Source organism: Microbispora sp. H10949, assembly GCF_014161435.1.
GTDB lineage: Bacteria > Actinomycetota > Actinomycetes > Streptosporangiales > Streptosporangiaceae > Microbispora > Microbispora triticiradicis.
Genome location: NZ_JABBWZ010000012.1, coordinates 172521 through 190919 on the forward strand (window position 1 = coordinate 172521; position 18399 = coordinate 190919).

19 protein-coding genes are annotated in these 18399 nt (G+C 72.4%); 12 read left to right on the forward strand and 7 right to left on the reverse strand.

Going from position 1 to position 18399, the window contains the following annotated elements; translation table 11 throughout:
- The first annotated feature begins 40 nt into the window (after positions 1 to 40).
- Together HHX40_RS28985 and HHX40_RS28990 are read left to right on the forward strand one after the other, a co-directional pair.
- Positions 41 to 2149: a nitrate- and nitrite sensing domain-containing protein gene (locus HHX40_RS28985; protein ID WP_182883111.1), complete on the forward strand. Its 2109-nt coding sequence runs from the start codon at positions 41 to 43 to the stop codon at positions 2147 to 2149.
- Positions 2146 to 2499: a DUF742 domain-containing protein gene (locus HHX40_RS28990; protein WP_111700611.1), complete on the forward strand. Its 354-nt coding sequence runs from the start codon at positions 2146 to 2148 to the stop codon at positions 2497 to 2499. Before HHX40_RS28985 ends, HHX40_RS28990 begins: the two co-directional genes overlap by 4 nt.
- A gap of 4 nt (positions 2500 to 2503) precedes the next feature.
- On the opposite strand, the gene HHX40_RS28995 is transcribed toward HHX40_RS28990, so the two are convergent.
- Positions 2504 to 2908 (reverse strand): hypothetical protein, encoded by a 405-nt coding sequence (locus HHX40_RS28995; RefSeq protein ID WP_182883112.1) that lies wholly within the window; start codon positions 2906 to 2908, stop codon positions 2504 to 2506.
- Positions 2909 to 2989: 81 nt separating this feature from the next.
- The gene (locus tag HHX40_RS29000; protein WP_259404010.1) at positions 2990 to 3421 is read right to left on the reverse strand and encodes a hypothetical protein; all 432 of its coding nucleotides are present in this window, start codon (positions 3419 to 3421) and stop codon (positions 2990 to 2992) included.
- Between the two features lie 259 nt (positions 3422 to 3680).
- On the opposite strand from HHX40_RS29000, the gene HHX40_RS29005 reads away from it, so the two are divergent.
- The gene (locus tag HHX40_RS29005) at positions 3681 to 4034 is read left to right on the forward strand and encodes a hypothetical protein (protein ID WP_182883113.1); all 354 of its coding nucleotides are present in this window, start codon (positions 3681 to 3683) and stop codon (positions 4032 to 4034) included.
- A gap of 59 nt (positions 4035 to 4093) precedes the next feature.
- On the opposite strand, the gene HHX40_RS29010 is transcribed toward HHX40_RS29005, so the two are convergent.
- The 3 genes from HHX40_RS29010 to HHX40_RS29020 form a co-directional block, all read right to left on the reverse strand.
- On the reverse strand, positions 4094 to 4489 hold the full coding sequence (locus HHX40_RS29010) for a hypothetical protein (RefSeq protein WP_182883114.1): 396 nt from the start codon (positions 4487 to 4489) through the stop codon (positions 4094 to 4096).
- A 252-nt stretch (positions 4490 to 4741) separates the two neighbouring features.
- Positions 4742 to 5173, reverse strand: a complete 432-nt coding sequence (locus HHX40_RS29015; RefSeq protein WP_182883115.1) for a hypothetical protein — start codon at positions 5171 to 5173, stop codon at positions 4742 to 4744.
- A gap of 181 nt (positions 5174 to 5354) precedes the next feature.
- Complete coding sequence (locus tag HHX40_RS29020; RefSeq protein WP_182883116.1) at positions 5355 to 6335, reverse strand: Sua5/YciO/YrdC/YwlC family protein; 981 nt, start codon at positions 6333 to 6335, stop codon at positions 5355 to 5357.
- Positions 6336 to 6438: 103 nt separating this feature from the next.
- On the opposite strand from HHX40_RS29020, the gene HHX40_RS29025 reads away from it, so the two are divergent.
- Entirely contained in the window at positions 6439 to 7239 is an 801-nt protein-coding gene (locus tag HHX40_RS29025; RefSeq protein WP_310738336.1) for an SAM-dependent methyltransferase, read from the forward strand.
- Positions 7240 to 7485: 246 nt separating this feature from the next.
- On the forward strand, positions 7486 to 9306 hold the full coding sequence (locus HHX40_RS29030) for a glycoside hydrolase family 6 protein (protein ID WP_182883117.1): 1821 nt from the start codon (positions 7486 to 7488) through the stop codon (positions 9304 to 9306).
- 36 nt (positions 9307 to 9342) lie between these two features.
- Here the strand turns inward: HHX40_RS29030 and HHX40_RS29035 are convergent, their stop codons facing one another.
- Positions 9343 to 11838 carry a DUF6185 family protein gene (locus HHX40_RS29035; protein WP_182883118.1) on the reverse strand — a complete coding sequence of 832 codons (2496 nt, stop codon included), beginning with the start codon at positions 11836 to 11838 and terminating at the stop codon, positions 9343 to 9345.
- 167 nt (positions 11839 to 12005) lie between these two features.
- Entirely contained in the window at positions 12006 to 13034 is a 1029-nt protein-coding gene (locus HHX40_RS29040; RefSeq protein ID WP_182883119.1) for a lytic murein transglycosylase, read from the reverse strand.
- Positions 13035 to 13231: 197 nt separating this feature from the next.
- Between HHX40_RS29040 and HHX40_RS29045 the strand changes: the two genes are divergently transcribed.
- The 7 genes from HHX40_RS29045 (at position 13232) to HHX40_RS29070 (ending at position 18332) form a co-directional block, all read left to right on the forward strand.
- Positions 13232 to 14341 carry a HesA/MoeB/ThiF family protein gene (locus tag HHX40_RS29045; RefSeq protein WP_220499701.1) on the forward strand — a complete coding sequence of 370 codons (1110 nt, stop codon included), beginning with the start codon at positions 13232 to 13234 and terminating at the stop codon, positions 14339 to 14341.
- A gap of 117 nt (positions 14342 to 14458) precedes the next feature.
- Positions 14459 to 14584, forward strand: coding sequence for a hypothetical protein (locus HHX40_RS37265; protein ID WP_259402009.1), 126 nt, complete (start codon positions 14459 to 14461; stop codon positions 14582 to 14584).
- Between the two features lie 124 nt (positions 14585 to 14708).
- Positions 14709 to 15350 carry a DUF6879 family protein gene (locus HHX40_RS29050; RefSeq protein WP_182883120.1) on the forward strand — a complete coding sequence of 214 codons (642 nt, stop codon included), beginning with the start codon at positions 14709 to 14711 and terminating at the stop codon, positions 15348 to 15350.
- A 21-nt stretch (positions 15351 to 15371) separates the two neighbouring features.
- Entirely contained in the window at positions 15372 to 16580 is a 1209-nt protein-coding gene (locus tag HHX40_RS29055) for a hypothetical protein (RefSeq protein ID WP_182883121.1), read from the forward strand.
- A gap of 110 nt (positions 16581 to 16690) precedes the next feature.
- Positions 16691 to 17119 carry a hypothetical protein gene (locus HHX40_RS29060; RefSeq protein WP_182872816.1) on the forward strand — a complete coding sequence of 143 codons (429 nt, stop codon included), beginning with the start codon at positions 16691 to 16693 and terminating at the stop codon, positions 17117 to 17119.
- Complete coding sequence (locus tag HHX40_RS29065) at positions 17113 to 17346, forward strand: helix-turn-helix transcriptional regulator (protein WP_111700599.1); 234 nt, start codon at positions 17113 to 17115, stop codon at positions 17344 to 17346. Before HHX40_RS29060 ends, HHX40_RS29065 begins: the two co-directional genes overlap by 7 nt.
- Positions 17343 to 18332 carry an NAD(P)-dependent alcohol dehydrogenase gene (locus HHX40_RS29070; protein WP_182883122.1) on the forward strand — a complete coding sequence of 330 codons (990 nt, stop codon included), beginning with the start codon at positions 17343 to 17345 and terminating at the stop codon, positions 18330 to 18332. The genes HHX40_RS29065 and HHX40_RS29070 overlap by 4 nt, the downstream gene beginning before the upstream one ends.
- The last annotated feature ends 67 nt before the right edge of the window (positions 18333 to 18399 follow it).

Genomic DNA, 18399 nt, shown 5'->3' on the forward strand with positions numbered 1-18399 from the left:
TCGCCACTAATTAACACGTGTGTAACCGACGGGCGGGGCCATGGCTGGTCGGAAACGGTCCATTCGCTTCAAGATTTTCGCGATCCTGCTGGTGCCGGTGACCGCTCTGGTGGTGATCTGGGGGTTCGCCGCCACCGTGACGATCGAGCAGGGGCAGCAGCTCCTGCGCATCCAGAAGGTGTACGACAACGTCGTCTATCCGGTCAGCGAGACGATCAACGCACTGCAGACCGAGCGGTTCGTGTCCGTGAGCTACCTCGCGTGGCGCACCACCTCGTTGCGTACCGACCTCCAGGGTCAGCGGCGCAGGACCGACGGCTGGGCGGCCGAGATGACCCGCCTGTCGGCGCAGGCCCGGGACGAGACGCCGCCCGCCATGTGGAGCCGGGTCCAGGACCTGATCCGGCAGGTCCGCGGGCTCGACGTGCTGCGCGGCCAGGTCGACGACCACACGCTGACCCGCCTTGAGGCGATCGAGGAGTACAGCTCGGTCATCGAGACCGCCCACCAGGTCTACGACCGGCTCATGATCTCGCCCGACATCGACATCGTCGCGCAGACCAAGGCGATCATCCTCCTCGTCCGCAGCCGCGAGGTGGTGAGCCAGCAGTCGGCGCTCGTGCTGGGCGCGCAGGCGGCCGGACGGATGTCGCAGGACGAGCGGGACGCCTTCTCCGGCATGGTCGGCAAGCGCCGCCTCCTCTACCAGCTCGGCACCAGCCAGCTCGACGCCACCCTGCTCAAGCAGTTCGGCGCCCTGAACGCCGCCCCCGTCTACTCGGCGTTCCTCTCGCTGGAGAACGACGTGATCGCCAGCGTGCGGCCCGGGCAGCCGCTGCCCCCCGACGCGATCGCCTGGCCGACGACGGCCCAGGCCCTCACCAGCCAGCTCACCGAGACGACCAACGTCGCGGCCGACATGACCGCCGCCCGGGCCATGCCACTGGCGCAGGCGGTGCTCTGGCGCATCGGGATCGTCGGCGGCCTCGGCCTGGCCGCGGTGCTCGCGACCCTGTTCGTCTCCTTCCGGTTCGCCCGCACGCTGACCGGCGAGCTCACCGCCCTCCACCGCGCGGCCCGCGACCTCGCCGAGCGGCGCCTGCCCGACCTCGTACGGAGGCTGCGGCGCGGCGACGACGTCGACGTGGCGGCGGAGACGCCGCCCGTGGTGGGGCGCAGCGACACGGTCGAGGTCGAGAACGTGGGCAACTCGTTCACCTCTGTGCAGCAGACCGCCGTGGAGGCGGCGGTGGGCCAGGCGGAGCTGCGCAAGGGCGTCAACAAGGTCTTCCTCAACCTGGCCCGCCGCAGCCAGTCGCTGCTGCAGCGCCAGCTCGGCATGCTCGACAGCCTGGAGAAGGAGATCGCCGACCCCGACCTGCTGGAGCGGTTGTTCGGGGTCGACCACCTCACCACCCGCATGCGCCGCCACGCGGAGGGTCTGATCATCCTGTCCGGGGCGGTTCCCGGGCGTGGCTGGCGCAACCCGGTCCGCCTGTACGACGTGGTGCGCGCCGCGATCGAGGAGGTCGAGGACTACCTGCGGGTGGACGTGACCGTCCCGCACGGGTACTCCCTCGCCGGCGGCAGCGTCACCGACGTGATCCACCTGCTGGCCGAGCTGATCGAGAACGCCACCGTCTTCTCCCCGCCGCACACCCGGGTGCACGTCCGGGGCGAGGTGGTCGGCCGCGGTTTCGCGCTGGAGGTCGAGGACCGCGGGCTCGGCATTCCTCCGGAGGAGCTGGAGCGACTCAACCAACGCCTCGCCGACCCGCCGGAGTTCGACCTCGCCGACAGCGACCGGCTCGGGCTGTTCGTGGTGGGCCTGCTGGCCCGGCGGCACAACATCCGCGTCTCCCTGCGCAGCTCGCCGTACGGCGGGACGAGCGCCGTCCTGCTGCTCCCGCAGGAGGTCGTGGTGGAGGGCGGGATCCACGAGCCGGTGGTGGAGCCTCTCTCTCAGCCGGAGCACGTCGCCCCGGCGCTCGCCCTCACGCCGCCGGTCGGCGGTGACCACGGCTCGCTGCCCAAACGGGTACGCCAGGCCAACATCGCTCCGCAGCTCAGGGAGGATCCGAGGGAGGAGCGGAGTGACGTGTTCTCCTCGTTCCGGTCCGGCTGGCAGCGCGCCCAGGAGGACTCGTGACCGAGCAGGAGGAGGGGCCCCTGCTGCGCCCCTACACGATCACCCGGGGACGCACCCGTCCGACGGGGCCGGAGTTCGACCTGATGACGATCATCAGGACGGCCCCCGCGGCGTACCGCGGGGTCTCCGGTCTGGCCCCCGAGCACTGGCGGATCCTGCAGCTGTGCCGGGGGCCCTCCTCCGTGGCCGACCTGGCCTCGGAGCTGGGCCTCTCGCTGAACGTCGTACGCATCCTGCTGAGCGACCTGCGCGACCAGGGGCTGATCACGGCACGGCCGCCGGCGACCGTGGCCCAGCTGCCCGAGGAGCGTCTCCTGCGCGAGGTCATCCAGGGGCTGCAGGCGTTGTGACGCCTCAGGAGTCCGTCGCGCAGGACTCCACGAGGCGCTGCACGTGCCAGCGGGCCGGGGTCGTCAGCTCGTCGGCGTACCGCTCCAGCAGGGCCGCGCACTGCACCGGATCGGCGATCTCGACGGGCGGCAGGACCAGGATCGCCTCCTCTCCGTCCAGCACGAGTTCGCCCCGCACGCCGAACGTGCCGTCGCCGACCGTGACGGCGGTCTCGAACACGAGGTCGTGCCCGGGCAGCTCCAGCGCCACGCCGAGCCGTACGGCGGGCCCGGCCAGGTCGGTGATGATCTCGACGCGGACATGGGGGAAGAAGTCACGGGAGAGGGACCGTCCCATCTCGCTGAACCGCGCCGCCGTGCGCTGCAACGCCCGCAGAAGCTCGGCGGCGCCCTGACTTTTGGCGTCCACCCCCGCAGGGTAGATCACCGCCGGTAGCGGTTTGGCCGAATATTTAGGTTGGCCCGGAAATTTCCCCAGGGGAAACCGTCGTCAGCGGAAGGCGTAGCACTCGACCTCCGCACGCCGGCGGGTCAGCCCGCCGCCCACCGACTCCTCCACGCACGCCCGCTGGGCGGCGCTGAGTTCGAGGGGCCCGCAGACGGAGACCCCGGAGTACGTGCGGCAGTCGAGGGCGGGGTTGAACGCCCCCACGACGTACTTCGCGCGCACCTGCGCCCGGCACCGCGCACGCGCCTGCCCCGTCTTCGGGTACCGGCACTGGCCGACGAGGACGTCGTACTGCTCCTGGCTGACCTCTTGCCGCTCGACCCCTCCCTCGGGCGGCGCGAGAGCCTGCCGGTACGCGCTCCGCAGACCGGTCCCCGGGCGTACGCCGGTCCCGGCGGCGACCGCCGCGACCGCGGCGGCCGTGCCGAGCGTCGTCATGGCGGCGAGCACGGAGACAGCGACGATCTTTCTCATGCGATCCCCCCGAGGAGGAACGTACCCACGAGCGACAATCCGCCCCAGGTGCCCCGCCGGACCACAATGGACGACCGTGACCTCACGTCATCGTGAGATCGGAGAAGTCACCACGTTGGGTAAACGCGATATTGCCGAGTGTGGTCGAAGAAGATCGCGGGTAGATGTGGTCCCGGAACCGAAGGGGACGGCCTTCCGCCGTTCAAACCCATTTTCCTCGGTCCAAATCCGGTCATTCTCGATACAACGGAGCTTTTAAGTGCGATTTGTTCACGCAGTCACGACAGGCGCCCTGGTTCTCGCCGGACTGACGGGTACGAGCGCGGCCGCGCTGGCCGGCACCGGACCGACCGACCCCTCCGGGTCGGCGTTCACCGGCTACCAGGTCGTCGCCCTGCCCAACGCGAACGTGCCGAACTTCACCCGGCGCACCGTGTACTGCCCGGGCGGCAAGCGGGCCGTGGGCGGCGGCGGCGAGGCGCAGGGCAACGACGCCGTCCTCGTGGGCAGTTTCCCCACGGCCGACGGCACCGGCTGGATCGCCCTCGGCCGGCAGCCCCGCTACGACAGCGTGGGCATCAGCGTCTACGCCATCTGCGCGTACACCAGCTGACACGGCCCGCCCGCGGCGCGCCCCACAGCGCGCCGCGGACGCGGCCCGCGCCGGGAGGCTCACCCCGAGGCGCGGGACGGGCGCCTTCCGGCGTGCGCCGCCGTGTGCGTCAGAGTGCGCGTCAGGGCGTGGGCGGCCCGGCGGGCCGTGGTCTTGGGACGCGAGAGCGCCCGCGGGGCGGGGCGCCCGGCGGGCGGGTCCTCCCCGGAAGGCGCGGCGAGCACCTGGGCGATGTCACACGCCCGGCTCCCCCGGCACAACGCGTTCTGGATGCCGATTCCCTCGTTCGCGACGTTGACGGAGACCTGCTGGGTGCCCCGGTTGCTGATGGGGCTCGACGCCGAGAGCGCCGGCCGCGCCTCATCCCTCCCCGCCGACGCTCCCCGGTCCCGGTGCGACTCCCGCGGATGACCGGCCGCATCGGCGGCGGGCGCCGCGACGGCGAGAGTCAGCACGAGCGACGCACAGGCGAGAAGCCCCGGACCGCTCCGCAGAACCGGCCTGCCGTACCACCGACACCTCATCGCGCGCCGCTCCCGTCAGCCGGACCGCTCCTGCAGCCCCTCCTCGTGCGGGGCCGCTACTCAGGCTAGTGATCCGCCTTTTCCCAGCGTCCGGCACGCGCGGCGTCTTACGCCATCATTGCCATATTCGTCGGCGCACGGTCCGGTCGATCGATTCGCGGCCCGGACGCGCGGCGGGAAACGTCACCAGCCGAAGGCGTTGACCGGCATGTTCTGCCAGATCTTGCAACGCTTCGGGCCGGGGCCGCAGAAGGCGCCCTGGGTGTTGATGCGGCCGCCGACCGTGATGCCGGTCTGCTGCTGGCCCATCATGAAGGTCGGGCTGTAGACGCCGTTGAGGTTCTGGTTGAACCTGCCGTTCCCGGAGCCGAACTGCCTGGCCGTGGCCACCCCTCCGGCCGCCACCTGCCCCTCGCCGCCTCCGTGTCCGCCTCCGTGCCCACGTCCGTGTCCGGCGGCGTGCGTCACCACGCCCGGGCGCAGCGGAGCCGTGCTCGCACTCGCCTCCCGCGCGGTGGCGGCCGAGGCGAGCGCGGCCACGAGGACGGCCAGTGTCAGGCGGCCGGCCGCGAGCGCCGGAATCTTTCGCGAAGGGGGCGTACAGTCGCGGGACATCTGGAAACGCACCTACTCACCAAGGCCATCCGGCGACGGGTCTCGTCGTGGACATAAGCAACGATGCCCTCATACCCCATTCGATGGCCTCGGTTCCGGCCCTGCCGAGCGCGGCATGGATGATGACTCAGCTTTTGCCGCAATTCCGCTTATCCGGCAAATACGCGCAGAATCACCATTTCTACGACACCTGGGCGACCGGTGACACGGGAGCGGGCGACGGATCCGGCCTGCCGTCCTGCCTCGGAGACGTCCATACGGGCCACGCCGGCGAAGACGTCGGCAGCGCCGTGACGGCGGGCCGCGCCGGAAGACCCGTCCCTTGATCAAGACCGTGGTCGAGCCCGTGACCGACGCCCAGATCGAGGCCCAGATCGAGGCCCACGGTCAGCGTTCCGTCGTACGGCAGTTCCCGCTCGCCGCATCGGTCCCAGACGGCGAGCGGGCCCTCGAAGCGCGACGTGAGCAGATGCTGCAGCGGAGTGCGGGGCAGGAAGAGGTCGACGTCGGGCGTCGCCCGGCGCACGGCCCGGGGCAGTCGCGGCTCGCGCAGCCGGACCAGTGTGGCCGGTTGGGAGCGCTCGGCGAGCGCGCGGATGTCGAGGAAGGACAGGTTCGCCACCTCCCGGGCCGCCGAGACGTGCCGCACCAGCACGCGGACCGGACCCGGCGCGCCGTCCATCCGGGCGAGCGCGGGCTCGGCCCCGGCGTCGCAGACGATCTGGTCGGCGAAACCGTCCCTGACCGCCACGACTCCCCCGGCCTCGATCACCGCGACCGCCTCCGCCAGTGCGTCCTGGCCGAGCAGCCCGTCCCAGCGCAGCGCGGGGCCGCAGGCCGCGCATCCCGCGGCGTCGTCCGGGCCGCGCCGCGAACCGGGCCGGCCGCACTCACGCCGGCAGTCCTCGCACAGGGCGAGCGGCCGTACGCGCGGCTCGCCGGCGGGGGGCCCGCACTCACGGCACCGGACCAGCGGGTAGAGATGCCTGCGCCCGCGCGGGTCGAACAACTCGCGTACGCAGCCGGGGCAGATGCGGTGCTCCAGGCCGTACCCGCCGATGCCCGCCGGCACGCTTCCGGCCGGCGCGGAAGCACCGGCGGCCCGCCCGCCGGGAGAAGTCAAGATGCCCATGGCGTCCGCACTGCCCTGGATGATCGACACCAATCCCACAGACACCAACAGTCACAGATGTCACATATTGCGCATCTCGACCACCGGCGCGAGACTGATGATCTCGATCGGCACAGCAGACCGGAGAACCACGGTGACCGACGGACCAGGATCGCCCGCGATCGACTCCTCCGCCTCGCACTCGGCCCGCGTCTGGAACTACCTCCTGGGCGGCAAGGACAACTACGCCGTGGACCGCGAGGCCGGCGACATGATCATGCGGATGTTCCCCGACATCGCCCGGATCGCCCGTCAGCAGCGGCGTTTCCTGGTCCGCGCGGTGCGCTACCTGACGGCCGAGGCGGGTGTGCGCCAGTTCCTCGACATCGGCACCGGCCTGCCGACCGCCGACAACACCCACCAGGTCGCCCAGCGCGTCGCCCCCGAGAGCCGGATCGTCTACGTCGACAACGACCCGCTCGTCCTGGTGCACGCGCGGGTGCTGCTCACCAGCACGCCGGAGGGCAGGACCGACTACATCGAGGCCGACGTGCGCGACACGGACACGATCCTGGCCGCCGCCCGGAACATGCTCGACTTCGACCGGCCCGTCGCGCTGATGATGCTCGGGATCCTGGGGCAGCTTCGCGACGAGGAGGACCCGTGGGCGGTCCTGGCCCGCCTGCTCGACGCCCTGCCGCCCGGCAGCTATCTGGCGGTGAGCGACGGCACCGACACCAGCGAGGCGCTCGTGCGGGCCATCGAGATCTACAACGCCAACTCCGCGAGTTCCTATCACCTGCGCGCCCCCGAGGCGCTCGCCCGCTTCTTCGAGGGCCTGGAGCTCGTCGACCCCGGAGTGGTCACCGTCCCCCGCTGGCGGCCCGACCTCGCGGACGCCGAGAGTTCTCCCCGCGCCGTGGACGCGATCTGCGGCGTCGGCCGCAAGCCCTGACGGACGGCCGGGCCCGGCCGCTGAATATTTCACCGGCTCCGGCGCGGACCGGCAGGGGTCTCGTACGGATTCTCCGAGGTCCCCTCACACTCTCGTCCGTTCGTTGCGGAAAGGGCGCTTTCCCCTGACGCGGACGGTGTACACGCGCCGGGCGATTGATGAGTCTGGGGATCATCGGCGCCCCTCCGGCATCCGGAGCGGCCGCCGGGACACGCCCGGCTCACCTCATCTGGAGAACGATCGCCCATGACATTCGGCGGCAACCGGTTTCTACGCGGACTCCTGACGGCCGTCACGGCCACGGCCCTGGGCGGAGCGGGGATCGTCCTGGGCACGACCTCCGCCGACGCCGCCGTCGGCTGCAAAGTGACCTACGCGACCACCCAATGGGGCACGAACTCGGGTGGCTTCACGGCCGGCGTCACCCTCACGAGCTCCGGCGAGTCGCTGAACGGCTGGAAGCTGACGTTCTCGTTCCCCGGCACCCAGCGGCTCACGCAGGGCTGGTCGGCCCGGTGGACCCAGTCCGCCAACCACGTCGTCGCGGAGAGCGAGACATGGAACGGCTCGGTGCCCTCCGGCGGATCCGTCCACCTCGGCTTCAACGGCACCTGGACCGGAAGCAACCCGCCGCCCACGGACTTCGCCGTGAACGGGGTGCCGTGCCAGGTGATCCTCATTCCGAGCCCGTCGCCGAGCCCTTCACCCAGTCCCTCACCGAGCCCTTCGCCCAGCCCTTCGCCCAGCCCTTCACCGAGTCCCTCGCCGAGTCCGAGCGTCAGCCCGAGCCCGGACGTCCCGGTGGACAACCCGTTCATCGGCGCCACCGGGTACGTCGACCCGGACTGGGCGGCCGACGTGGAGTCCTCGGCCGTCAAGGTGGACGACGCCACCGCGGGCAGGATGCGCGGCCTGAAGAGGACGTCCACCGCGGTCTGGCTCGACCGCATCGCCGACGTCACCGGGGGCTCCGGTGTGACGAGGACGCTCAAGGACCACCTCGACGAGGCCGTGCGGCAGAACGCCGGCTACGTCACGCTCGTGCTGCACGACCTGCCCGACCGCGACTGCCGGTCGCTGGTCTCCAACGCCGAACTGCACGAGGCGCAGGGCGGCCTGAACCGCTACAGGACCGAGTACGTCGACGCCATCGCCGCCCTCCTGGCCAGGCCCGAGTACCGGAACCTGCGCGTCGCGACGGTCGTCGAGCCGAAGGCGCTGATCGACCTCATCGTGGGCACGGGCACCCTGCGGTGCGTGCAGGCGCAGCAGTCGGGCGTGTACACGGCGGGCATCCGCTACGCCCTCGACAGGCTCGCGCCGCTGCCCAACGTCTACACGTACCTGGACGCCGGCAACGCGTCGCTCGCAGGCTGGGACACCAACTTCACGCAGCTGACGACCCTCATCACCGAGACCGTGCGCGGCACGGCGGCGGGGCTGAACAGCCTCGACGGCATCGCCACGAACGTCGCCGACTACGTCCCCCTCACGGAACCGTTCCTGCCCGACCCCAACCGCACCGTGGCCGGCCAGCAGCTCATCATGAGCAGGTTCTACGACTGGAACCCGCACTTCGACGAGCGGGACTACGCCCTCGCGATGCGCGGCGCCCTCGTCGCCAAGGGCCTGCCGAGCTCGCTCGGCGTGGTGATCGACACCTCCCGCGACGGCTGGGGCGGACCGGGCAGGCCGACCGCCGTAAGCACCTCGCTCGACCTCAACACGTACGTGGACCAGAGCCGCGTCGACCGGCGCCCGTCGCGGGGCGCCATCTGCAACCAGAACGGCGCCGGGCTGGGCACGCGGCCGGTCGCGGCGCCCGTGCCCGGGGTCGACGCCTACCTGTGGATCAAGCGGCCCGGCGAGTCGGACGGAGCGGGCGGCCCGGTTCCGCCCGCGGGCTCGGACCAGCCGCTCGACGGCGTGTGCGACCCCAAGGGCAACCTCACGCCCTGGACGGACTCGATACGGCCGACCAACGCCCTTCCCAACGCGCCGCTCTACGGCGACTGGCACCACGAGCAGTTCGTGATGCTGGTGAACAACGCCTACCCCGCGCTCTGAGCACGCTCCGGCGCCCCGCTGCGAAACGCCGGGCGGCTATCCGCCCGGACGGCTCTGGAACAGCTGGGCGTCGGTGCTCGGCGGCGCCTGTGTCGAGGTGTCGACCTGTGAGGTGATGTCGATGCCGTGCCTGAGCTGGGTCCACAGGCCGAGGATCGCCGCCGCCTGGGCGACGATGAGCGCGATCCCGCTGCCCGCCGTACCGAGCCGGTAGACGACGGCCACGGGGGTGAGCCGCGACGCGAGGCCGCCCGGGCGGGTCTGGAGCGTGCGCGCGTCCATGAGGACGGCGACCACGGTCAGGACCAGGAAGAGCAGCAGGATCCGGACGAGAGAACCGCGCACGGGGGCCTGCCCGATGAGGTTGTTCAGCACGGCGTGCGCCCCCGTGGCCGCGCCGTACGCGAGCACGGGCACGGCCCCCTTCAAGTAGCCGCGCCTGCCGGGCAGGCGACGCCACAGCGCGCCCAGCACGAACCCGGCGACCGGCCAGATCAGCAGCCCTCCGATCAGGTCGCCGGCCAGTCCGTAGAACCCGTTGGGCTCGCGGAGCCGGTCGAGCCAGCCGTCGTGGCCCATGCTGTCGGTGCTCCAGGTGGCCCAGATGAGGAACACGGCGGCGGGCGCGCCCACGTAGGTCGCGTACCGCGAGGCGAGCCGCGCGTTGGCCCACCATGAGCTCCCCGGGCCGCGCGCCAGCGCGAGGTCGAGCGGGGTCAGGCCGTCCTCTCTGCGGGGATCGAGGCCGATCTCCCCGCGTAACCGCCCGATGCGCTCCACGACCGGCTCGTTCTCCCTGTGGTAGGCGGCGTCGTCCATGTCTCCCGCGGCCCAGCGCCGGCGCAGGCCCTTCTCCCGCGCCTCCAGGGCCCGGTGCTCCTCGACGATCACGGCGAGCCGCCGCCGCGACACACCCGGGTCCGCGGGCTCGGCCCGTCGCGTCAGCCGCAGCAGCAGAGACAGCACCGCCAGACCGGCGAGCGCGGCGAGCGGGACGGGCATCCCCGCGTACGTGCTGGGCCATCTGATCGTGCCCACGACGAACAGGAAGGCGACGAGCCACGCGGTGAGCGGCCCGACGGCTTCCGTGCGCCGTCCGTGCAGACGCAGCAGCAGCAGAAGCAGGAGCACCACCAGCGGCCACATCAGATAGGCGAGGTTCCGCAGCAGAAAGAAGGGCGACACGACGACATCCGGCAGGTATCCCCAGGTCCGCAGGCCGGTGACGGCCGCGTGGGCCACGAACGCCAGGGTCGTCAGCGCGAGCCCCGGGACGCTCCATCGCAGCAGCGCGCGGACGGCCCGGGGCGTCCTCCTGTCCGGTACGCGAGCCGCCCGCACCGCGATCACCCACGCCGCTCCGGTCAGCAGCGACGCCGTCGCGACGGCCGATGCGACCCACGCGGGGTCCGCCTGCTCGTGGACGTACCGCCTGGCCAGGGGCGCGAAGCCGCTGACGGCGACGAGCGCCGCTCCCGCGAGCACCACTCCCGCCGACGCCGGACCGGTGGGCCCTGGACGGGTGCGCCCGGAGCCGGTGGGCGCCCGGCCGGCCCGCCGGATTCGCGGACGCGCCCGCCGCCACGCGGCCGCGCAGAGCGGCGCCGCCAGGATGAGAACGGCCCCGGCGTCCGTCAGGCCGATGAGGTGGGCCGGGAAGAGCGTCCCGCTGAGGAGTACGGCCGCGATCACCTCCACCGCGGTGATCAAGGCCAGGGTGCCGAGAACGATCCTGACGAGGGCGCGCTCGTCCCGGTCGGCCGAGCGCCGGCCTGGCAGCACGAGCAGTCCGGCGAGCAGCAGGTAGGGCAGCGCGAAGCCCAGGCAGGTCGCGACCGTGAGCACCTTCTGTCCTCCGGAGCCGGTCCAGCGCTGGAACGCGGACCGCGCGGACATCCGGAGGGCGACCTCGACGCGCGGCGGGGCGGCGGCGTCCCGCCACACGTACGTGTGGCCGGGCCGCACCTCCGACGGCAGGGGCATCACTGCGCGCACCTCCGAGTCCGGCGTCCGCACGGCCACGGCCCGCCATCGCGCCCGGGCCAGCCCGGGCGGCAGACCGGCCGGTGAGAGCTGCAACGCGACGAACCGGGTCCGGCCGGACGTCCGGCTCGACCAGAGCCCGGCGACCTCCGTCTCCCACTCCATGTCGTACGACTGCAGAGGAGTCTCCTGGGTGCGCTGGACCACGACCTCGGCGCCGTCCGGCGACATCGTGGCGGTCGAGGTCGACGGACCGCCGGCCGGAAGCAGGCAGCCGTCGGCGCCGCCGGCGGCGAACAGGGCGGCGGCCCCCGGCCAGTCGCGGGGCACGCCGACCCGCGTCGTGCTCCTCATCACAGCGGTGTCGTGGCCGCGTTCCTCGACGGTCACGGACGTCTCGACCCAGGCGGAACCGGGAGGCCCGAACTCGCACTCCGAAGCGGCGAGCGCCGGGCGCGGACCGAGAGCCACCGCCGCGAGGAGCGCCGACGTCAGGACGGCGGCTCTGAGCACCATCGCGACGGGGATCATTCCCACGACAGTCGTCATCTGCCGCACAGCCGACCTCCCCGCGCGATTGGGCTCCAAAGGATCAGTCGCTCGGGAGGCGGCATTGGTTACAGCCAGGGCGACATGTCGGCGCGGCCGCCGGCCCGCGCCGTCAGAGGCCGCTCAGGGGCCGCTCAGAGGTCGTTCAGGGGCCGTTCAGGGGCCGTTCAGGGGCCGCTCAGGCGCCGTTCGCCCTTCGTCGTGATGACGTACACCTGCCAGTTGTAGTAGGCGTAGTAGTTCCTGATGTCGCGCTTCATCTGGCGGGTGTGCAGCAGGACCGCGTCCACGTACGCCTGGGAGTGGTTGTAGGCGTACAGCGCCCGCCGGTAGTCGCCCGGCGCTCCCGACGCGTGCAGGTAGTTGGCCGCGGCGAGCAGGGCGTCCCGGGTGTCGTCGATGTCGCCGCCCATCCCGTACGCCTTCCAGGTGCCGGGCATGAACTGCATCGGCCCCTTGGCGCCGACGTAGCTCGGCGACCGGACGCGGCCGAACTTGGTCTCCACGAGCATGACCGCGGCCAGCACCTGCCAGTCGATCCCGAACCGGCGCCCGGCCCGGCGGAAGCCGTCGAGCAGGACGTCCGCCGGTTCGGGCGGCTCGATGCGGAACTTGACCGGCCCGCTGACGGGGTGGGCCAGGGAGAGCAGGTCGCGTACGGCCGTCACGTTGTCCCGCGCCCGCGCGGCCTGGTCCTTGGACAGTTTCCCGTAGGTGCGCGACGCGACGCCGGGGTTACGGGCCAGATGACGGTAGAGGCGCTGCTCGTACAGGGCGAGCAGGACCACCGGCTCGGGGGCCTGTCCCCTGGCGGGGTCCCCCGTGCGCCGCCAGTCGTCGACGGCGTCCCGCAGCAGCGCGGTCGTCCGGGTCAGCGCCTCGGCCAGCGCGGCGGGATCCTTGGGAATCTTCGCGTCGGGCGCGGGCGGCTTCGCCTCCGGCTCCGCGGGCGGCGGCTGCTCCGGCGTCGCCGGCGCGGACGGGCCTCCGGAAGGCGGCTCCGGCGGCGTCACGGACGCGGCCGGAGCCTCGGCCCCGCCGGAGACGGCCGGCGATCCCTCGCCCCGCGCGCCGGCGCAGCCGGACAGCGAGACCAGACCGGCGAGCCCGCCTGCCAGCAGGCCGGCGAGCAGGCGCGGACGCCGCGACGCGGAGAGGAACAGGACATGACTGGGACGGGCACGCTGATCGTTCATCGGTCCCAACGTATGCCCGCCGGCGGCGCCGTTTCACGTCGTCCCGACGCCGGGGCGCCGTGCGCCGCCGTCCCGATGGCGGGCGGCGGCGACGGGAGGGATACAGCCGGCCGTAACCTTTTCCGGCCGCACCCCATTCCCCGTTCTCCCACCTCAGGTGTTGACCGGATAAGTAACCGGGCAGTAATGCTCGACTCGTGCGCCTGCCCCGGGTGAAATTCGAGCACCGGCCCCACCGGTACGAGGACGGCACCATTCGCATCGGCGGCGAGATTTACGGGATCGCCGCCGAAATCGAGGATCCGTACGGTTGGGTCTGGACCGCCCTGTGCCTGATGGACGGCACCCGCTCCCGCGAGGACATCGCGGACCGGCTCCGCCTGGCCCATCCGGAGCTGACGGACGCCGAGTCGGTCGTCGAGCAGCTCGTCGCGACCCGATACGTGGAGGACGCCGCCGACGTGCCGCCCGCCGCGCTGAGCGAGCGGGAGATCGACCGGTACAGCAGGAACCAGGCGTTCTTCCGGATGGTCGGCCCGGGCCCGCACAGCTGGGAGGCGCAGCTGCGGCTCAAGGGCGCGCGGGTGGTGGTGCTGGGCCTGGGCGGCACGGGCAGCCACGCGGCGTGGGCCCTCGCCGCCGCGGGCGTCGGCGAGATCCACTGCGTGGATCCCGACCTGGTCGAGCTGTCGAACCTCAACCGTCAGGTGCTGTACGGCGAGGCCGACGTGGGACGGCCGAAGGCGGAGGCGGCCGTCGCGCGGCTGCGCGGCGTCAACTCCGACATCACCGTCACCGGCGACCGGCGGTGCGTCGGCAGCCGCCGCGAACTCGCCGAGCTGATCGCGGGTTTCGACGCGCTCGCCCTCTGCGCCGACCGGCCGGACGGGCACCGCATCAGGGTGTGGGCCAACCGCGCCTGCGCCGCGGCGGGGATCCCGTGGGTGGGCGGCGGGTACAGCGGGCCGCTGGTCACCGTGGGCTGCTTCACCCCGGACGCCGGGACCTGCTACGAGTGCCTGTGCGACGGCGAGGAGGCCCGGCGCCGCCCGGGCACGCCGGTGGACCTCGGCGGACCGGGGGTGATCGCCACGTCGGCGGGCCTGTCCGGCCAGCTCGTCGCCCACGCGCTGATCGCGCTGCTGACCGGGGCGTCCGCGCCGCCGGCCGGCACCATCCGGGGAGTCAACCTGATCGCCGCGGACCACCATGTGCGGGTCAGCCATCCCCCACGCCCCGGCTGCCCGGTCTGCGGGACCCGGGTACGCGCCCGTTTCGATTCGAATGGGCGCATTTCGCCGGCATGACCGAAACAGCGATTACCACAACGAATTGACAGAATCATTGACTGCGTGCCGCCGGCGGCGAATCATGAACGCGTTCTCGCGAGAACATCCCCGTCCCTCACCCACGAGAGGAACCGGATGACCCCCAACGAGCACGAGATCGAAACCGCCGACGAGGCGGCCCCGCCGGTCAAGACGAAAATCACCATCCGGCTGCTCGACAAGATCGAGACGACGAACGCCAGCAACAGCGTCGGCAACTGACGCCGGTGCCGCCACCGTGGTGTGCGGGCGCGCAGCGGGAGCGCCCGCACGCCGCAGGCGGTCGTGCCGCACCGGCCCCGCGGCCCCGCGCCGCACCGCGACGGACGGCCCGAAGGAGAGAAGGGTGGCATCCACCCGCACCATCTTTGACGACGTACGGCAGGCCGAGGCGCGGGTGCTGCCCGCCGACGCCTACCAGGCCGAGTTCGCCGAGGAGTTCGACCGGGCGACCGGCGTGGTGTGGAAGCTCGAACGCGCCCAGGAGTTCCGCGAGCCCGACGTCCCGAGCTGGCGGGCGATGATGGCCGGTGACTGGGAACGTTCCCTCGCCCTGATCGCGGAGATGCGGGAGCCGCTCACCGCCTACTACCGCACCCGCCCGGCGACCCGCAGGCTCCGCGTCGTGGAGACCCCGCTCACCCCTTACCTCCAGTGGGAACTGCACGTCCTGGCCGTCAGGGCGGAGGCCGGGGAGCGTCCACGGGTGCTCGCCGCGGGCGCCGTACGGGAGTTCGAGCGCACCGCGCCGCTCCCCGAACTCGTCGCGATCGGCTCGTCACTCCTCTACGAGGTGCTGTACGACGAGATCGGCGGGCACGTCGGCGCCCGGCGGATCACCGACCCGGACCTCGCGGGCCCCTGCCGCGCCGCGATCGAGACGCTCTACGAGCGGGGAGAGGACGTGCGGGCGTACGTCGAGCGGGAGGTCCTCCCGCTGCCGCCTCCCTCGGCCTCCTCCCGGTCGCGCGGCACCCACCGCCCCTGAACCCCGCGCCTGGAGGCCGCGATGAGCCAGGACGCCGGGCAGCCGGCGGACGGGACCCGGGTCCGGCTGCGCGACCTCGCGTTCCGGCGGGACGGCTCCCAGTGGATCGTCGGCCGCCCGGACGGGCAGGAGTTCGCCGCGGTGCCGTACGAGGGGATGCGGGCCATCAGGCTGCTGATGGAGGGCGCGACCATCGAGGAGGCCGAACGGCGGCTGCGCGGCGAGACGGGCGCCGACCTCGACGTCCGGGACTTCGTCCGCGCCCTCGGCGAGCTGGGTTTCCTGGACGAGCCGGGCAGGCCGGCCGCCCCGGCCGAGCCGCCGACGTTCCCCCGGCTGCGTCCCCGGCACGTGCGGTGGACGCTGAGCCCGCTGCTCCACACGGCGGTGGCCGGCGTGATCGCCGCCGGGGCGGTGACGGCGGTGATCAGGCGGGAGACGCTGCCGGGCTGGCAGGACCTGCTGTGGAGCGAGCACGGCACGCTCGTCCTGCTCTCGGAGATCGCCGTCGGCTGGACGCTGATCTTCCTGCACGAGATGGCGCACCTGTCGACCGCCAGGGCGGCCGGGGTGCCGGGCCGGATCCGCCTGGGCACGCGGTTGCAGTTCCTGGCCGTGCAGACCGAGGTGTCCGGGATCTGGCTGGCCGAGCGGCGCGTCCGCCTGACGGTCTATCTCGCCGGGATGGCCGTCGACGCGGCGGCCTGCTCGGCCGCGGTCGTCCTGGCCGCCGTCCTGGGCCGCCACACCGTGCTGTCCCTCGTCACGCTGACCTCGGTGTCCATGCTGACCACCCAGTTCCTGGTGTTCATGCGCACCGACGTGTACTTCCTGCTGCAGGACCTGACCGGCTGCCGGAACATGTACGGCGACGCCACCGCCTACGCGCGCCACCGGGTGCTCCGGCTGCTCGGCAGGCCGACGCCCGACCCGCTCGCCGGCCTGCCCCGGCGGGAGCGCCGCAGCCTCCGGGCGTACGCGGTGCTGGTGGTCGTGGGCACCGTGGTCTGCCTCGGGGTGGCGTTCGCGGTCACGCTGCCCGCGACGCTCGTCCTGCTCTGCCGGGCGGTGCGCGCGCTCGGCACCCCCGCCACGCCCCTCTCCGTGCTGGACGCCGCTGCGGTGCTGCTGGCCGCGCTCGCGTTCCAGGTGGCCTGGGCGCGGGCCTGGTGGCGCAGGCACGGCCCCCGCCTGCGCCGCACACTCCCCCGCCCCCGCCTGCGGCCGTAGCCGTCGCGCAGGCGCCCCCATCGATACTCGTGTAAAAAATTCTGTACACGAGGTCAAAGATTGGCTACCTTGGAGATGTCAAAGATGTTGTACATCGAGAGGAGCCGCTCATGACCCACCTGGAGAAGCGCGCCTGGATCAGGCTGGTCGTCGCCGTGCTCGCCTACGCGGCGTACGTCGTCGTCGTCCTCAGACGGGCGGGCGGGGGTCCGTTACCCGACACGCCGTACACCGCCGCCCTGCTGTGGTCGGTCGGCGGGGCCATCGCCGCCACGATCGCGGCCGAGATCGGGATGGCGATCGTGAACCCCCGCGCCTCCCGCGTGCAGGACGCGCGTGACCGGGAGATCGGGCGGTTCGGCGACCACGTCGGCCAGGCGTTCGTCGTGATCGGCGCGGTGGCCGCGATGCTCATGGCGATGGCCGGGTGGGACCGGTTCTGGATCGCCAACGTGGTCTACCTCTGCTTCGTGCTGTCGGCGGTCCTCGCCGGGATCGCCAAGGTCGTCGCCTATCGCAGGAGCCTTCCGGAATGGTGAAGCCGACCCGCGTGACCAACCGCATCCGCACGCTGCGGTTCACGCACGACGAGATGACCCAGGCCGAGCTCGCCGAGCGCATCGGCGTGACCCGGCAGACCCTCATCGCCATCGAACAGGGCCGATACTCGCCGTCCCTGGAGATGGCCTTCCGGATCGCCCGCGTGTTCGGCGTTCCGCTCGACGACGTGTTCCAGTACCCCGACCTCCCCGAGGAGACGCCATGAAAGCCATCGTCCAGGACGCGTACGGCCCGGCGGACGTGCTCCGCCTGAGCGACGTCGACCGCCCCGAGATCGGTGCCGAGGAGGTGCTCGTCGAGGTCCGCGCCGCCGCGGTGGACCCCGGCGTGTGGGTCCTCATGACCGGCCGGCCGTACCTCATGCGCCTCGCGGGCTTCGGGCTGCGCCGGCCGAAGGTGACGGTCCGGGGCCGTGACATGGCCGGGGTGGTGGCGGCCGTCGGCGCCGGAGTGACCCGGTTCCGGCCGGGTCAGGAGGTGTACGGCACCTGTACGAGCGGCTCGTACGCGGAGTTCGCGAGGGCGCGGCAGGACAGGCTCGCGCCGAAACCGGCCGGCCTCACGTTCGAGCAGGCCGCCGCGATGCCGGTCTCCGGCATGACGGCGCTGCAGGCCGTGCGCGACGTCGCCGGTGTGCGCCCGGGGCAGCGGGTTCTGGTGATCGGCGCCTCGGGAGGCGTGGGGTCGTTCGCCGTGCAGATCGCCAGGGCGTACGGCGCGAGCGTCACCGGCGTGTGCTCGGCGGCGAAGGCGGGCTTCGTGCGGTCGCTCGGCGCCGACGACGTCGTCGACTACACCCGGGAGGAGATCGACCGGGACGGGCCGCGTCACGACGTCGTCGTCGACACCGCCGGAAACCGGCCGCTGTCCCTGCTCCGGCGCGCCCTGACGCCGCGGGGGACGCTGGTCGTCGTCGGCGGCGGGCACGTGGCCCACCGTTTCACCGGGGGCATGGGACGCACGTTCCGGGCGCCGCTGCTGTCACCGTTCACCGGGCAGCGGCTTCGCCCGGTAATGACGCGAGAGCGCGCCGAGGACCTGGAGGAACTGACCCGGCTCGCCGAGTCCGGCGCCGTCACCCCGATGATCGACCGGGTCTACCCCCTCGCCGACGCGCCCGACGCGATCCGTCACCTCATGGGGGGACACCCGGGCGGCAAGGTCGTCGTCACCGTGAACGGGACGGCCTGAGGCACGGCGGAGGCATCGGTGGGCGGCTCTAGGCAAAAGTGATATCACTTTGCTAGTGTCTTGCTAG

Bases quoted from the DNA above. Each gene is read 5' to 3' on its own strand.
- HHX40_RS37265 (WP_259402009.1), top strand. From the start codon at position 14,459: ATGACCCCCAACGAGCACGAGATCGAAACCGCCGACGAGGCGGCCCCG.
- HHX40_RS29030 (WP_182883117.1), top strand. From the start codon at position 7,486: ATGACATTCGGCGGCAACCGGTTTCTACGCGGACTCCTGACGGCCGTC.
- HHX40_RS29015 (WP_182883115.1), bottom strand. From the start codon at position 5,173: ATGTCCCGCGACTGTACGCCCCCTTCGCGAAAGATTCCGGCGCTCGCG.
- HHX40_RS29035 (WP_182883118.1), bottom strand. From the start codon at position 11,838: ATGACGACTGTCGTGGGAATGATCCCCGTCGCGATGGTGCTCAGAGCC.
- HHX40_RS29060 (WP_182872816.1), top strand. From the start codon at position 16,691: ATGACCCACCTGGAGAAGCGCGCCTGGATCAGGCTGGTCGTCGCCGTG.
- HHX40_RS28985 (WP_182883111.1), top strand. From the start codon at position 41: ATGGCTGGTCGGAAACGGTCCATTCGCTTCAAGATTTTCGCGATCCTG.
- HHX40_RS29000 (WP_259404010.1), bottom strand. From the start codon at position 3,421: ATGAGAAAGATCGTCGCTGTCTCCGTGCTCGCCGCCATGACGACGCTC.
- HHX40_RS29055 (WP_182883121.1), top strand. From the start codon at position 15,372: ATGAGCCAGGACGCCGGGCAGCCGGCGGACGGGACCCGGGTCCGGCTG.
- HHX40_RS29065 (WP_111700599.1), top strand. From the start codon at position 17,113: ATGGTGAAGCCGACCCGCGTGACCAACCGCATCCGCACGCTGCGGTTC.
- HHX40_RS29070 (WP_182883122.1), top strand. From the start codon at position 17,343: ATGAAAGCCATCGTCCAGGACGCGTACGGCCCGGCGGACGTGCTCCGC.
- HHX40_RS29040 (WP_182883119.1), bottom strand. From the start codon at position 13,034: ATGAACGATCAGCGTGCCCGTCCCAGTCATGTCCTGTTCCTCTCCGCG.